Origin of the sequence: Shewanella sp. MF08487, assembly GCF_050848685.1 — a bacterium.
Classification (GTDB): Bacteria; Pseudomonadota; Gammaproteobacteria; order Enterobacterales; family Shewanellaceae; genus Shewanella; species Shewanella glacialipiscicola.
On sequence record NZ_JBOZPB010000013.1, the window covers coordinates 54,051 to 70,380 of the forward strand.

At 42.8% G+C, this 16,330-nt stretch carries 13 protein-coding genes; 9 read left to right on the forward strand and 4 right to left on the reverse strand.

The genetic code is table 11. The features are described 5' to 3' along the window. Positions 1–171 precede the first annotated feature (171 nt). Genes ACRN9H_RS10780 through dinG form a run of 4 tightly spaced genes read right to left on the reverse strand, consistent with a single transcriptional unit; the run spans position 172 to position 4,385 of the window. Positions 172–861: a DUF2057 domain-containing protein gene (locus ACRN9H_RS10780; protein WP_432313650.1), complete on the reverse strand. Its 690-nt coding sequence runs from the start codon at positions 859–861 to the stop codon at positions 172–174. Between the two features lie 9 nt (positions 862–870). Then, positions 871–1,539, reverse strand: coding sequence for a primosomal replication protein (locus ACRN9H_RS10785; RefSeq protein ID WP_432313651.1), 669 nt, complete (start codon positions 1,537–1,539; stop codon positions 871–873). Further along, on the reverse strand, positions 1,530–2,303 hold the full coding sequence (locus ACRN9H_RS10790; RefSeq protein ID WP_432313652.1) for a sulfite exporter TauE/SafE family protein: 774 nt from the start codon (positions 2,301–2,303) through the stop codon (positions 1,530–1,532). The genes ACRN9H_RS10785 and ACRN9H_RS10790 overlap by 10 nt, the downstream gene beginning before the upstream one ends. Before the next feature lie 9 nt (positions 2,304–2,312). After that, positions 2,313–4,385, reverse strand: coding sequence for an ATP-dependent DNA helicase DinG (gene dinG, locus ACRN9H_RS10795; protein ID WP_432313653.1), 2,073 nt, complete (start codon positions 4,383–4,385; stop codon positions 2,313–2,315). A 120-nt stretch (positions 4,386–4,505) separates the two neighbouring features. Between dinG and ACRN9H_RS10800 the strand changes: the two genes are divergently transcribed. The 9 genes from ACRN9H_RS10800 to ACRN9H_RS10840 all read left to right on the forward strand — a co-directional run bounded on the left by ACRN9H_RS10800 (position 4,506) and on the right by ACRN9H_RS10840 (position 16,329). Then, positions 4,506–6,935, forward strand: coding sequence for a DNA polymerase II (locus ACRN9H_RS10800; RefSeq protein WP_432313654.1), 2,430 nt, complete (start codon positions 4,506–4,508; stop codon positions 6,933–6,935). 221 nt (positions 6,936–7,156) lie between these two features. Next, on the forward strand, positions 7,157–8,368 hold the full coding sequence (locus ACRN9H_RS10805) for a porin (RefSeq protein ID WP_432313655.1): 1,212 nt from the start codon (positions 7,157–7,159) through the stop codon (positions 8,366–8,368). Positions 8,369–8,662: 294 nt separating this feature from the next. Then, complete coding sequence (locus tag ACRN9H_RS10810) at positions 8,663–11,269, forward strand: TonB-dependent receptor (RefSeq protein ID WP_432313656.1); 2,607 nt, start codon at positions 8,663–8,665, stop codon at positions 11,267–11,269. Positions 11,270–11,362: 93 nt separating this feature from the next. After that, complete coding sequence (locus ACRN9H_RS10815) at positions 11,363–12,310, forward strand: class I SAM-dependent methyltransferase (RefSeq protein ID WP_432313657.1); 948 nt, start codon at positions 11,363–11,365, stop codon at positions 12,308–12,310. A 314-nt stretch (positions 12,311–12,624) separates the two neighbouring features. Further along, entirely contained in the window at positions 12,625–13,407 is a 783-nt protein-coding gene (locus tag ACRN9H_RS10820) for a DUF3450 domain-containing protein (RefSeq protein ID WP_432313658.1), read from the forward strand. Next, positions 13,407–14,759 (forward strand): MotA/TolQ/ExbB proton channel family protein, encoded by a 1,353-nt coding sequence (locus ACRN9H_RS10825; protein ID WP_432313659.1) that lies wholly within the window; start codon positions 13,407–13,409, stop codon positions 14,757–14,759. The genes ACRN9H_RS10820 and ACRN9H_RS10825 overlap by 1 nt, the downstream gene beginning before the upstream one ends. Beyond that, positions 14,759–15,286: a MotA/TolQ/ExbB proton channel family protein gene (locus ACRN9H_RS10830; RefSeq protein ID WP_432313660.1), complete on the forward strand. Its 528-nt coding sequence runs from the start codon at positions 14,759–14,761 to the stop codon at positions 15,284–15,286. The genes ACRN9H_RS10825 and ACRN9H_RS10830 overlap by 1 nt, the downstream gene beginning before the upstream one ends. A 13-nt stretch (positions 15,287–15,299) precedes the next feature. Then, positions 15,300–15,704, forward strand: a complete 405-nt coding sequence (locus ACRN9H_RS10835; RefSeq protein ID WP_006081158.1) for an ExbD/TolR family protein — start codon at positions 15,300–15,302, stop codon at positions 15,702–15,704. A gap of 1 nt (position 15,705) precedes the next feature. Then, a complete protein-coding gene (locus tag ACRN9H_RS10840) occupies positions 15,706–16,329 on the forward strand; it encodes an energy transducer TonB (RefSeq protein WP_220772760.1) in 624 nt (207 codons plus the stop codon). The last annotated feature ends 1 nt before the right edge of the window (position 16,330 follow it).

Sequence of the window (16,330 nt, forward strand, 5' to 3'; positions counted from 1 at the left end):
TGAGAATACCGCTATTGATACTCTTTTAACGTCATCATTTTATGGTTTGTATGAGGCAGTATTTTTATTGAAGTGGGAAGTTTTTTTAAAGAAAGCGCCAGCTTAGATGTGCTGGCGCGATAGCTATTGGCTCGATAATTAATATCGATTAAACCTCGTTATAACAAATTGCTATAACTGTGAAATGGCCCAACTCATAAACTCTTTACGTGTTTTTTCATCTGCCTGCAGCCACCAGTATTGCAGCATTTGCTGTGGATTAGCGCCTGCAGCTTTGGATGTATCAACTGGAGCGGTTAATGACGTTGCGCTGACAGCAGTTTGAGCCGATGTAGTTGCGGGGGCAACTGCTGCTACTGCACCTGCAGCGCCAGTTGCTGCAGTGACACTACCTGCTACATCATCAGCTTGATTTCCTGTGAATAAGCGCGAAACAAAGCTTTCTTCTTCTAAATTGGTATTTGTCACTTGGTAATTGACGTCGCCTTTATCACTGCGTGTTAATTTAACTTGCGGATTTTTAGCGAAGACTTTGGGCTTTTTAACGACGTCTCCTTCGGCGGCTTGAAGGTGGTATTGATAGTCGCCATCCACGTTTAACGTCACGATGAAAGGAGCCGATTTAACAAAGGTTTGGCTATCACTATAATCATCTTCGACCATTTCGTGGTAACGAATGGCGATTTTGTGAGTGCCGGGTGCCAAGGTTAAGCTGCTTTTATGATTGAATAAACTAGACTCTACTTTTTTACCGTCGAGGGCAATATATTCAAATGACATTGGAATGGTCAGATCTGCAGCGAAGGCTGAGGCAGAACTGAGTAATATTAGCAGGCTGCTAATTGGCAAAAGTGATTTCATTATTATTCCTTAACGATTATTACTCTGATACGGGCGTTCGAATATTTGAATGCGATCTTCTATATAACTAATAGCTTGCCTGCATTTTCCTAAACGACGATGCATCAAAAGGATGTCATTTTGCAATTGTATTTTGTCAGCACTATGACAGTTTTCAAGTTTTGATTCCATTTCTTCAATTTTTTGTTCAAATTTTTTTGCCCAATTTAGATGTTTGTTCAATTCTGCGTAAATTTCATGACTATTTTGCATCACGTTATTGGCAATCCATTCAAAACCACTGGCTTGATGAGATTGATTCTGACGTTGAACAAAGCGGGCACGGCTACTGGCGCGTTGTTGAGTTTTGGACTTAATATCAATAGAGGTCGTAAGCAAGGCACGTTTGACGGCGGTAAATCTGTCTTGAATTCGCTCACAGCTCAGTGCGATAGTTTGCGGGGCAAGTTTGAGCTTAATTTGTTTTTCGAGCTGCATAATACTGCTACGAATTTGTTCAATACAGGGGCCGAGTTGGGCGCCGTGTTGGATAAACAGCGAGTGATTAAAACGCTCCGTTTCTAGCAGGAGCTTGCGCTGCGGCGGGGCGAGTCGATTATCGTGTTGCAGCACTTCTTGTTCTAAGGCTTTAAGCTGATTCTTCAACATCACCATTAATTGTTGGGTGTTCACAACCATGCACTCCATGCCAAATTTGCTGCAATCATTAGCACAATTAAAATAAACAGTGGACGGATAAAGGGCATGCCAAATTTAATCGCGCAGCGAGCGCCGATAAATGAGCCTAACATCATGCACAATCCCATCCCTAAACCTATTTGCCACTGTACTTGCCCAAGCCAGCCAAAAATAGCTAATGCGGTTAAGTTGCTGGTAAAGGTCATTGCACGGGCGAGCCCACAACTGTGCAGTAACGGCAGCTGATATAAAGAGCCTGATGTCACCGTCCAAAATGCGCCAATACCGGGGCCAGCAAAACCATCATAAGTACCTAAAATTAATCCCTGTAGCCACTGCTTTTTAGCGGGAGGTTTAGCTATTGGGGCTTGGCAGTTGATATCTGATATCGCATTTGGGCTGACTAAACTGTAAATAGCGATGCCGATGATCATCAACGGCAAGACTTTTTCGAGCCACTGTGTATCGACTAAATACACTAGAAAACTGCCCAATACCGCGCCAATAAAGGTGGCGATAAAGGCCATGTACCAAAACGAAGGAGTAAAGAGATGCTGGCGATAATAGGTCCAAGCTGCCATGGAGGAGCCAAAACTTGCTGCTAGTTTATTAGTGCCTAATACCGTATGCGGCGGCATACCTAAAGCTAATAGTGCAGGAATCGACAATAAGCCACCTCCACCGACTACGGCATCAATAAATCCAGCGATAAGGCCAATCACTGCCAACAGGGCCCAATGGCTGGGCTCGAGTAACAATTCCAAATTTTAATCCTACTCTATAACTCGTCTGAAGGGCGGTAAGGCATCTAACAAAGATTTGCCATAACGCTTAGTCACTAGTCGCCTATCCAAAATAGTGACTCTGCCATAATCTTGCTCTTTACGCAGTAATCTACCACAACTTTGAATTAGCTTGCGGGAGGCATCAGGGATGGTCAATTGTAAGAAGGGGTTACCACCTTTAACTTTGACATATTCTGCATGGGCTTGCTCAACGGGCGAGGTCGGTACCGCAAAGGGCAACTTAGTGACGATTAAATTAGTGAGATAATCGCCAGGTAAATCCAGACCCTCGGAGAAACTACCTGTGCCAAATAAAATACTGGGTTCACCCTTATCGCATTTGGCTTTATGATTCTCTAACAATTGTTGCCGCGGGGCATTACCTTGGATGAGGAGCTCGGTAGTGAGTTTACCTTCAAGTAATTCGACTACTTTTTCCATCTGCCAATAAGAAGCAAATAGTACTAAGGTGGCCATTTCACCATCAATAAGCGTGATGATTTGCTCCGCAAGCTCTGCCGTATAGGCATCATCCGTAGGCTCTGTGCGCATTTTTGGCAAATACAGGGTCGCGTTATTGGGGTAATCGAAGGGCGATTGTAAGGCTAAATAACGGCTGCCATCATTGAGGGATAATCCCACCTGATGCACGAAATGGTCGAAGTTATTCAGTGCGCGCAGCGTGGCACTACATAAGACAACGCCCGCAGCCTTTTGCCACAACATAGACTCCAGCATAAAACCGACTTCGATAGGTGAGGCGCTAAAGAGATAATCCGCCTGTTTACCCGTGATAAGCTCAACCCAGCGCGCCATAGGGGCACCTTTGTGTTTATCTTCTTTAGCCATCATCTTCCACAATTTTTGTAGATTCTCGAGCCTTTGCAACATAAATCCTGTTTCAGCCAGTAGGGCTTCGGATTGATGTTTAGGAATATCGCCATCTTTTATCGCTTCGGCCAGCAGTGACAGCATTTTATTAAATTGCTTCAGGGCAAGATTAGAGGTAACAGCGAGGTTTTCGGCGAGAATGAGCAGTGACTCGGGAAGTTTGCCGTGCTCAAACCGCAAGCGGTTTTCTGGATTGGCAAAGTGCTTGGTCTGGGAGTCACAATATTGGGCTACCTGATTAAGCTGAGTGATCAAATCGCTTAAATGATCTTGCATAGCCTGAGCAGGGGCAATGATATTGTTGCTCTTTATTTGGTTTTGTAACTTAGCGCAAGTTTTACCAATTTTTTCGAGCCAGTCGCATGCGCCCCTCAGCGTGGCCTGCGCACTGGAAAAGTCCCGCGCCACAATCGGCAAATGATGTGCCTCATCGATGACGTAAAACACATCTTCGGGATCGGGTAAAATTACCCCACCCCCTAATTCTAAGTCGGCAAATAATAAGCTGTGGTTGGCAATGAGTACGTCCCATGTGTCGAGATCTTCCCGGGCCTTATGGAACGGACAATTTCTATGGCTGGCAACTTGGCGATGGCAACTGTGTTTGTCACAGGCGATTTGTTGCCATAAATGATCGGGTAGTGGCACATTTAAGGTATCGATTTCACCGTTCCAGCGACCTTCGTTATAGTCTTTTAGCAGGCCGTGCATCATCGCCACTTGGCTATTGTCTGGCTTAGTTTGCCACATCGCCATTTGTGTACTGTCATCGTCACCGATGAGCATCGCCAATTTTGATAAACACACATAACGTTGTCGACCTTTTACAAGGCCAAAACGGAAATTTAAACCAGATTGTTCAAGAAAGAAGGGTAAGTCTTTATGCAGTAGTTGCTCTTGTAATGCCACGGTAGCGGTGGCAATACAAACTTTTTTCTTACTCGATAATGCCAGTGGGATGGTACCGAGAATATAAGACAATGATTTACCGATACCCGTCCCCGCTTCGACCACAATAATGCGTCTATCTTTGTCATAGTCGCCGGCGAGGGTCTTAGAGATTTCCGCTACCATATAGTTTTGTTCGCGGCGCGGCCTAAAATTAGGCAAGGCGGTAGCAATATCTTTATAGATGGCGCGGATCTGGGTTTTTACATTGTCAGGTAACATGCGTCACTACTTTATCGAATTAATGCTGTACATAATAACAGTGATTGCATAGCCTAAGAAACTTTTCTGCCATTTGGTGGCATTTAAATTGAGTAGCTATACGATTTGGGAACCAATGCGATGAAGCCTGAGGCAACAGCGGCCGTTAGTGTACAAGGTCGAGTCTTAACACGCCATGCGATTCATCGTCATGGGAGTTTAGTGTTGCAGTATTATCTGGCGACCGCCCAAGGCCCTGTGCTGGTGGAAGTGCAAGGCACTGAACACATTTGTTTTTGTCATCAAACGGATGTGGCGGCTTTACAGTTACAAACGCCGGGTCAAGCATTACGGTTTGTGCCGTTAGCGCTCAAAAGCTTTAAAGGCGGCGCCGTCAGTGGAGTTTATGCTAAGTCCAGCAGTAGCTTACGTACTTTACAACGCATTGCTAAAGATGCTGATATTCCCCTATTTGAAGCGGATATTCGCCCAGAACAGCGTTACTTATTTGAGCGTTTTGTGGCGCTTGATGTGGCCTTTTTAGGGCATTATCTTGAGCCTAGTATTGATAGCGCTGAGGTTAACTCCTTGCCTGTGTTTATCGGCGAGCGGGCTAAGAGTATTGCCCCTTTAACGGCGGTGAATTTACGCTGTATCTCACTGGATTTTGAATGTAGCTTTGAGGGTTTACTCTATTCGGTCGCGCTATATGGTCAAGACAGTGGCCGAGAGGAGGGGCAAGGCAGCCTCAAGCAGACTTATGAAAAAGTGATTATGGTGGGCGACGCTGAATCAAACTCCCCCGAATATATTGAATGGGTGGCCGATGAATCCGCGCTAATTCATCGATTAATTGCTTGGTTCCATGAGTTTGATCCTGACTTTATTATCGGTTGGTCAGTGGTCAGTTTTGATCTTGCATTGCTATCACGTCGCGCGCTATTACACCGTATTCCGCTAACGATTGGCCGGGGTGGGGCCAAGCTTGATTGGAAGGTCGATAATAAATTTCGCCCCGAAACCTTGAGTTTACCGGGGCGCGTGGTACTCGATGGTATCGATTGGCTTAAAGCTGCTTTTTATCACTTTGAGCGTTTCTCGTTGGAATTTGTGTCGCGGCACCTATTAGGTGAAGGCAAGGCCATTCATAACGTGGATAACCGCGTTGAAGAAATTGACCTGCTGTTTAAGACCGATAAACAAGCCTTAGCACATTACAATCTCACCGATAGCCGCCTAGTGTGGGATATTTTCACTCACACTCAATTGTGGGATTTTGCCCTCGCGCGGGCCGAACTGACGGGTTTAGAACTGGGACGGGTAGGGGCTTCGGTGGCGGCGTTTAATCATTTGTATTTACCACATTTACATCGCGCGGGTTACGTTGCCCCCGATGCCCCTGCAAGTGATGGCATTGAAAGTCCCGGTGGCTATGTGATGGATTCGTTGCCAGGACTGTATAAAAATATCTTAGTATTTGATTTTAAAAGTTTATATCCCTCAATTATTCGTACTTTTTTGATCGATCCTAAAGGCTTGGTTGAAGGTTTACAGTTACCCGAGTCTGAATGTGTTGCAGGGTTTCTAGGTGGCCGATTTAGCCGGCAGCAGCCTATCTTGCCTAAGCTTATCCAAACATTATCCGAGCAGCGCGAAAAGGCTAAACGTGAATATAATGCGCCGTTATCCCAAGCGATAAAAATTATCATGAACTCCCTTTATGGGGTTTTAGGCTCCCAAGGCTGTGTTTTTCATGATGCTAAGTTGGCAAGTTCTATCACCATGCGTGGTCATCAAATAATGAAGCAAACCCGCACCTGGATAGAAGAAATGGGCTATCAAGTGATTTACGGCGATACGGATTCGACCTTTGTCTGGCTTGGCAGCGAGCCTGATCTCACCGATATAAGCGCTTTAGGTCAGACACTTGCCGACGATATCAACGCAAAATGGCACGCTAAGATTACTGAAGAACACCAAGTTGAGAGTTTTCTCGAGTTACAGTTTGAGCGTCATTACGAGCAGTTTTTTATGCCAACGCTAAGGGGGTCATTAGAAGGCAGTAAGAAGCGTTATGTGGGGGCTTGGCGTAATGCGAGTGATGAACTTGAGCTTATTTTTAAAGGCATGGAACAAGTGCGTAGTGATTGGAGCCCTTTAGCACGTAAAGTTCAAGCATCACTCTACGAGCGCATGTTTAACCAAAGGGATATCAGTGTTTATTTAGCTAGCGTGTTTGAACAACTGCTCGATGGCCAGTTAGACGATGACTTAGTATTTCGTAAGCGTATGCGGCGCAATATTGAAGACTATACAGCTAAGTCTTCTCCACATGTCAAAGTTGCCCAGCAATTATGTGACACAACAGGTAATGCTGCTTTTGGCAAGCGGGGAGCACAAATAGATTATCTAATCACTGTAAACGGTCCTGAGTCTGTTGAGTACAGAACCTCTAAAATCGACTATCAATACTACATCGACAAACAAATTGGTCCTATTGCCGAGCCAGTATTTTCAATAATGAAACTAAACTACATGAGCATTACATCAAAACAACTATTGTTAATATAATGTTTTAACTATTTCTGTCGTGTTTATTTTTGTAGTCGATGATTAGGCTTGTTAGGTTTAGTTGATGTTAATCACCTTGTTTTTGTGATGCGAGTCTGCATATTTTTTAGGTTTCGCTTTGAGGAGATATTGAAAGTTTGCTACCCTTTAAGCTGAAATTGTAAGGAAATATAACAACGGAATGACGTTGGTAGAACATAAACAAAAAGGTTAAGCCCCAAATGAACAAGACGTTAGTAGCCACTGCGCTGGCAGCAATATTTCTAGTACCCTCTGTCTCAGCTATCGAGATCTATAAAGATAATAAAAATGCCGTAGAAATCGGTGGTTTTATTGATGCTCGCGTGATCAACACTCAGGACGAAACAGAGGTTGTTAATGGTGCATCACGGATTAATTTCGGTTTTAACCGTGAATTGACCGACGGTTGGAATGCATTTGCAAAACTAGAATGGGGTGTAAACCCAGTGGGTAATAGCGATATTGTTTACAATAATCGCTTCGAATCGGTACAAGAAGAATTTTTTTATAATCGTTTAGGTTATGCCGGCTTATCTCACGATAAATACGGTACCTTAACTATCGGCAAGCAGTGGGGTGCTTGGTACGATGTCGTTTACAATACCAACTACGGCTTTGTATGGGACGGTAACACTGCCGGTGTTTACACGTTTAATAAAGATGATGGTGCGGTAAACGGTGTGGGTCGTGGTGATAAAACGGTTCAGTATCGTAATGCCTTTGGCGATGTTAGCTTCGCAGTTCAAGCACAGTTAAAAAACAGCAGTTTCTATACGTGTGATACGACCGCTGATATTTCTCAAAGTCAGTGCCAAACGAACTGGGAAGGTGGCGATAAAGCGGCGCAACAAGTCGAGTATAATTACACCTATGGTGGCGCGCTGACCTATAAAGCGACTGATATGCTGACATTAACAGCAGGTGTTAACCGTGGTGAGTTTGATGTCAGCTTTGGTAATGGTACGCAATCAACAGCAGTTGATCTTATCTATGGTGCTGGTGTCACTTGGGGTAATTTCGACAATGATGGTTTATACGCTGCAGCAAACATCAATAGACAAGAAAATCATGATACAGATAATATTGGCCGCTTAATTAAAGATGCCTATGGTGTTGAAACACTAGCGTCTTTTAAGTTTGATAACGGATTACGTCCATTTATATCGTACAACATATTAGATGCAGGTGATGACTACGTAATTCAGCCTAACTTTAATGCTGATCCAAAAGACGTGTTTAAACGTCAGTTTGTGGTGGTTGGTTTGCATTTTGTTTGGGATCCTAATACAGTGCTTTACATAGAAGCACGTAAAGATTACAGTGATTTTACTAGCGCCGATAAAGATCAGGAAGCCAAAATGGCGCTTTCTGAAGATGACGGTGTAGCAATTGGTATTCGTTACTCACTCTAAAAATCTTATTTCTCTAAGATATAAATCTGCTAATACTTAACTCTTTTTATACAGAAATGCCAGTCAGAAATGACTGGCATTTTTTTGGCTGTTTTAAAGTCACTCTCCCGATAAATATGTTCATATAATGCGCGTTTTGTCGCGCAATTGTATTGTTTGTATGTTTATTGTTGCTTAAAGGTTTTATATGTGATTTTATTGTTTCCAGCGAGGGGTCCAAGACACCTCAGTTTGAAACCGTTTATTAAATAAGCGGATTATAATAAAGACATAATATTTCCAGGGAGATTGACAATGCTAAAACATAATTTACTCGCTAATTCTGTACGCTTAGCTTTAATTAGCGGCGTAGCGGTTGCTGCATTTACGGCTCCAGTTGCTTTGGCGGCTGAAGATGGGGCGAAAGTTGAGCGTATTGAAGTTACAGGTTCACGAATTAAGCGTACTGACCTAGAAGGTGCATCACCAGTAACGACTATTACGACTGAAGATATGAAAGTCGAAGGTAACTTTACCGTTGCTGATGCTCTACGAAATAGTAACTTAAACTCATTTGGTTCATTCTCTGAACGTTCAGGTAGTTCTGCTCAATCACAAGCGACGATTGATTTACGTGGCGCAGGCTCAAGTCGCACACTTGTGTTAATCGATGGCAAGCGTTTCCCTGGTTCTCCAACATTAGGCGGTTCATCTGCAAACTTAAACGCTATTCCTATGGCGGCAGTAGAGCGAATTGAAATTCTAACTGACGGTGCTTCTTCTACTTATGGTTCAGACGCGATTGCTGGTGTTGTTAACATCATCATGAAGAAGAACTACCAAGGTCTTGAGTTTAACGTTGGCGCGGGTGCTCGCGACCAAGATGAAGGCATGACAAGTAAAGAGTTCTCTGTTGTTGCTGGTTATCAGATGGATAAAGGTAACCTGACCTTTGCATTTGATCATCAGGATCGTGAAGGTATTAGAGACGCGGATCGCTCTTACACCGCTCCTAGTCTGAATGATTTAAACGGTGACGGAGAAATCCAGTTCGAAGAGGCTATCGGTTGGAGCCAATACGGTGCAACGGTTCGTAGCCCTGATAAAACAATGAAGCAAGCTTCACCACTTTGTGATGATTTAGAAGCAAAGTATGGCTCTGATAAATTCCAAACGATTAAAGCTGACAACGTATCAGGCGCAGGTCACACATACTGTGCGTTTGCACCCGCTAACGTTTCGTATAATAAAGCCTCTGTAGATCGTAATACTGTCTATGTTGATTCTAACTATGAAGTTGCTGAAGATGTAGAATGGTTTGGCCGTATCATGTTTACTCAAAACAGCTCTTTCGGTCGCTATGCGCCACCAGCTGCAGCATGGAACAACATGACTGCTGATAACCCACATAACCCTTATGGTGAAGATGGTGCTACAGGATATTTCCGTTGGGTAGATATTGGCAATCGTGACGGTAACGTCAATGATTACAACCAAGATTATTTAACTGGTTTACGCGGTAGCATTAGTGCATGGAATGATGCAACTTGGGAAGTTTATTATCACCATAATATCGCTGATAACAAGTCTATCGGTGAGTATTACCTTAGCTATTCAGGTTTAGCATATAACGAAGCCAATGGTATTGATCTCGGCTCTGAAGCTGGCGTTAATAACATGAAGGCTACAACGTTAACGCAAGACCGTGCAACATTTAAACAATGGAACGCAGGTATCGGTTTTGATGCATTTGATTTACCAGCAGGTGCAATTGCGCATTATTTTGGTATGGAATACTTCGATCAAAACTTTACATCAGTCTATGACGCACAATCTGAAGCGGGTTTAGTCGGTGGTAGCGCGGGTAACTCTGCTGGCGGTGATCGTCAAGTTTGGGCCGCGTTTTATGAAGCAGCCTTACCTATTACAGAAACGATTGAGATAAACCTTGCCGCCCGTTATGACGATTATAGCGATTTTGGTGGTAACGTTGCGCCTAAAGCTTCTGTTCGTTGGCAAGCGCTAGATAACGTTGTTGTTCGTGCATCATACTCAGAAGCGTTCCGAGCTCCAGGCCTAGATCAATTAAATGCTGCTACCACGTTTAGTGCGGAATATGGTACTGACTATGCGTATTGCCGTTCTAATGGCATTAGTGATACTCAGTGTTTAGAAACACAGTACGATACATTTATCTCAGCAAACAGTGAATTAGGTCCTGAAACTTCTGAATATATTAACCTAGGTGTTGCTTGGGATATCGTTGATAACTTCGGCATTAAGGTTGACTATTTCGATTTAAATATTGATAACGTAATCAGTCAACGCAGTATTACTAACGTAATGGAAGGTATCGCCTCTGGCTCGCTAGTGCCTGATGAGACTTTCTATGTTCTACGCGCACCAGGTACTGGAGGCGGTTTAGGTCAAGCCTATGAAGTGGGTACTGGCTATGGCAACGGCGATAAGTTACAAATTGAAGGTATTGACGTTGCACTTAATGGCAACATCGACACTGAGTTTGGTGACTTTTCAGTAAACTGGACTAACAGTTTCATACTTAAATATGATGAAGAGGTTGAAGGTGGTGCAGGCTCCGTTGATACCGCCGGATGGAATGGACAACCAGACTATAGATCTGTATTCACAACAGTATATAAAATTGGTGACAACGCCTTCTCGTGGAACATGAACTACACCAGCTCAACCAATGAAGATAAAGAAGAAGGTAAGTTAGATTCTTGGTTAATCCACAATATCAGCTACAGCTATGATATCGGTAGCTATGGCAAAGTATTGTTGGGTGTTAATAACCTGACTGATGAAGATCCTGTATTAAGTTCTTCTGGTTCGTACGATAACCCAGAGTTGTATAACAACTACGGTCGTGAATATCGTGCAAGCTATACCCTAAAGTTCTAACAAATCGTTAAAATGTATACAAGGCCAGCAAATTGCTGGCCTTTTTGTTATATTTCTAGTAGTTAAAAACGTGAAAGTTTCTCAGGAGGTTATGTGAGTCAACACTGGAGTGAGTATTGGGAACAGGGCAATTTAACTTCGTTTGGAACTGATTTCAGTGGTAATTATGCAGGAATACTAAAAGATATTTGGCTTCCAATATTTAAAGAATTAAGGCCAAATTTTGAAGTGCTAGATATTGCAACGGGTAATGGCGCTTTACCCTTATTACTTAAAAGCTATTTAGATGAATCCAATGTAAACGGTCGTGTTCGTGGTATTGATATTGCAAAAATACAGCTTATAAAACCTGATAATGACAGTTTGATTAAAATAGATCTGATTGGCGAAATAAACTGTGAGTCCTTACCTTTTAGTGATCCCGTCGATTTAGTGACTTCTCAATTTGGTATTGAATATTCCAACTTATCTACCTCATTAGTTGCCGTCGCAAATATTTTGAATGTAGGTGGACGATTATGCCTTGTCTGCCATCATCACAACTCGATGATCATCCATAGAAACAAACAAATTTTATTGCTTATACAGAGTGTTACCACAAAAAAGCTAGTGGATAATTTGTATTCACTTACAGACTCAATGGGTCAAGTCACGACTAAAGTCGATATAAATAGAATAAAAAACGATCAAGCGTGTGAGGCGTTGCGTAACGATATTAATCAATCTATTGGTGAATTACATGCCTCTAATGAAACTGCACTAGTGGATTCAGAAATATTGAATTACGTGACGACTTTTTTCAAACAAGGGCTTTATTGGCCCGTAGACAAGAAAAAAGACTATCTAAAATTTGTTCAAAAACAACTCAGTGATTTAGCGCTTAGACTTGAAGAGTTAGTGCGCGCGGCGATTGATGAAAACAAGTTAACGTCAATGCGGAAAATCCTATTGAATGAGGGTGTTGAGTTAGTGTCTGCTACAACCTTAACGTCAACGGATGCACAATTACTGGCTTGGCATTTTATTTTTCAAAAAACATAAAGCATTCTTTACTTACATCGAATGTAAAGGGTTTCACGTTATAAATGTACACAAACTAGCCATTAGTAGGTTATCTGTTTAAAAGCACCATAATTAGCAACTTTTCAGCAATCTCAAATGTTGACACCGGTCAACATTTTATGGAATGATGCCAGCGGGTCTACGCTTTAATAGTGTAGGAAAGGGAAGAAAAAAATAAACAATCACAAGATAAAGAGAGACTTACATTAACTTGTCTTAATTTATTTGTTAAAAATAAACATTGTTAATCGTAAGTTAAACCTTTTTTATTCACTTCAAATTGGTTGGGAACTATGTCCAAGGTAAGCAATAGAACAAAAATCGCTACTGCACTTGTTGGCGTGCTGGCATTAGCGAGCAGTAACTTCGTGGTTGCAAATCCTCTTACCGACGTACAGAAAGCAGATGGTCAAATCCATGCTGATGCTGCTGCGTCGCAGAAGAACGTTGATAAGTATTTCGATCAAGCACAAGACATGCTCTTTGAGTATGGTTCTGTTGCTGATGAGCGCGAATCACTGAAGTCATATAACGATTATGTCGCAAGCTTAGTCGCTGACCAGCAAAAGACGATGGACTCAGTGCAAGTAGATATTAATGGTGTTGATAAACTTCGCCAAGGCGTGGTGCCATTAATGTTTAAAATGGTGGAATCATTAGAACAGTTTGTTCAATTAGATTTACCTTTTAACTCTGAAGTTCGTGCTAATCGTGTAAAAGAACTAAAGACATTACTTAATACTGCTGAAGTGACATTAGCAGAAAAATACCGCTTAATCCTTGATGCTTATAGCATTGAACGTGAATATGGCAGCGCAGTTGCAGTAAACCAAGGTAAGTTAAACCTAGATGGGAAAGAAGTGTTAGTCGACTTCTTCAACCTAGGTCGTGTGGCTCTTTATGCACAGAGTTTAGATCAAAAGACTGGCTGGATGTATAACTCCGAATCTAAAGGTTGGGATAAGTTGGATGACAGCTATTTGCGTGAACTGACTAAAGGTATCCGCATTGCCCGTAAACAAGGCGCTCTAGATCTATTCGCGTTACCACTTCCTGCTGCGGAGACTGCACAATAATGAAGAAGTTAATTACTACAGCGTTGGCTGCAAGTTTCTCTTTAACTGTTGGTATGGTAAGCGCTGCAGATGCGCCTAAATCCATTGACCAATTATTGCAACAAGTTAAAGTTGAACGCGCTGCAGAAGGTAAGGTCAACAGCAAACGCGAACAAGAATTTCAAGCTGAACGTGGCGATAAGGCTGCACTATTAAAGCGTGAAAAAGATGCTTTAGCGGCTGAGAAACAACGCGGTAAAGATTTAAACCAAGCGTTTTTAGATAACGAGCGTAAAATAGCTCAGTTAGAAGAAGATCTGAAAACTGCTCAAGGTGACTTGGGTGAGATGTTTGGTGTGGTTAAAGGTGAAGCTGGTGATTTTGCTGGTAAATTGGCAAGTTCAAATACCAGCGCACAATACCCAAATCGTGACAAGTTTATCGCTGATTTAGGTTCACGCAAACAACTACCAAAAATTGAAGAACTAGAACAATTCTGGCAAGAGCAGCTGTTTGAAATGGCACAATCTGGCAAAGTTGTTAAGTTCGAAGGCTCAGTTACTGGTATCGACGGTAGTGTTAACACAACCACTATCCACCGTATTGGTGCATACAACCTAACAGCTGATGGCAAATATGTTGTTTATAACCCTGAGTTAGGATTAATTCAGCAGTTATCTCAACAACCAGAAGGCTACCAAGTTCGCGCGGTTGCTAAATGGGAAGAAATCACTTCAGGTACTGCGCCTTTCTATGTTGACCCTGCACGTGGTGTACTGTTAAGTATCTTTACTAACAAAGCGAGTATGGAAGATCGTATCGAATCTGGCGGTGTCATCGGTTATATCATCATGATATTACTTGCGCTAGGTATGCTGATTTCTATCGAACGTTTAGTGACAATGTCGATTATCGGCGCACGTGTTAATAGCCAACGTAAAAATGTAGATAAGCCTGGTAATAATGCCTTGGGTCGTATCTTAAAAGTTTATCAAGAAAACAAAGATGTTGATGTTGAAACATTAGAGTTGAAACTTGACGAAGCTATTTTGAAAGAAACGCCAGCACTGGAAGCGCGTATTTCAATCATTAAAGTACTGGCTGCTATCGCACCTATGATGGGTCTGCTAGGTACAGTAACGGGTATGATTGCAACTTTCCAAAGTATTCAATTATTCGGTACTGGCGATCCAAAACTGATGGCTGGCGGTATTTCGATGGCGTTGGTAACAACGGTACAAGGCCTGGTTGCTGCTCTGCCATTAATGTTGATGCATGCAATTGTTGTTGCGCGTAGCAAATCAATTGTACAGATCCTTGAAGAGCAAAGCGCTGGCATCATCGCAGCACATGCTGAGAAGAGGGCTGACTAATGATGATATACCTGATGGATATTTGGGATTCCGTCAGGGGCTTCATGGCCTCCGGGGGCAACGTCCTCTGGCTTGTAGCGGCTGTACTGTTCTTAATGTGGGTATTGATGCTGGAGCGTTATTGGTATCTTAATTGGATATCACCAAAGCACCATAAAGCAATCACAACTGCATGGGACGCCAGAGAGGAAACAACCTCTTGGTATGCGCACCGTATCCGTGAAGCTTGGATGTCCCAAGCGAAACAAGATTTGAATGCACGTATGCTGATTATTAAAACCTTAGTGGCAATTTGTCCAATGATAGGTTTATTAGGTACCGTAACCGGTATGATTTCAGTGTTCGATGTGATGGCAGTTCAGGGGACGAGTAATGCTCGTTTGATGGCGGCTGGTATTTCAATGGCAACCATGCCGACGATGGCTGGTATGGTTGCAGCATTATCAGGAGTATTTTTTAGTACTCGTCTCGATGCCAAAATGAAAATCAGTTTAGAAAAGCTAAAAGACAGCATGCCGCACCACTAGAGAGAGATTGAACATGGCACGTAAAAAGCATTCCAGTATAGATGAGGAAGCGCAAATTGATATGACACCGATGCTCGACATCGTGTTCATTATGCTAATTTTCTTCATTGTAACAACGTCATTCGTGAAACCATCGGGTTTGGATTATAACAAACCAAAAGCTTCACAAGCGACTTCAAAGCCTTCGGCTAACATCTTTATCGGCGTCAGTAAAACCGGCGTGATTATGATGGAAAACCGTCAGGTTGATATCGAACGTGTAACAGCAAACGTTGAACGTATGCTGGCTGAAGCTCCTGAAGCCGCTGTATTAATTCAGGCAGATAAAGATGCAATGCACGGCTTAGTTGTTAAAGTTCTAGACCAAGTGAAAGCTGCTGGTATAGATAAAATTTCGGTATCTGCGGGGAACGATTAATATGCTAAGAGCACTAGTATCGATCATTATTGGTGCTGCTGTGACTTTTGGTCTGTTCGCTTTTATGGCGTTCTTGGTCGGTGGCGGCGCACAGCGCGGTGATACATCGGCCGAGACCCCTGTAATTGAAATCACTATGGATAGACAGGATTCAAAAGCACAGAATAAGCCAAGGGTAGTGCCTAAGCCACCACCACCACCAGAGCAACCACAAAAGCCTGATGTCACACCTCCAGACTCATCGAGCAATATTGATACGTCAATGTCGTTCAATATGGGTGGTGTTGAAACTGGCGGTCACTCAGCAGGTGGTTTTAAATTAGGTAATATGATGACTCGTGACGGCGATGCTACGCCTATCGTTCGTATCGAACCTCAGTATCCAATTGCTGCGGCTCGTGATGGTAAAGAAGGTTGGGTACAACTTCGCTTTACGATCAACGAACTCGGTGGTATCGATGACGTTGAAGTTATTCAAGCAGAGCCAAAGCGTCTATTTGATAAAGAAGCCATCAGGGCCTTGAAAAAGTGGAAATACAAGCCAAAGATAGTAGATGGCAAGCCACTGAAACAACCTGGTATGACAGTGCAATTAGACTTCACCTTAGATAAAGGAGGCAACTAAT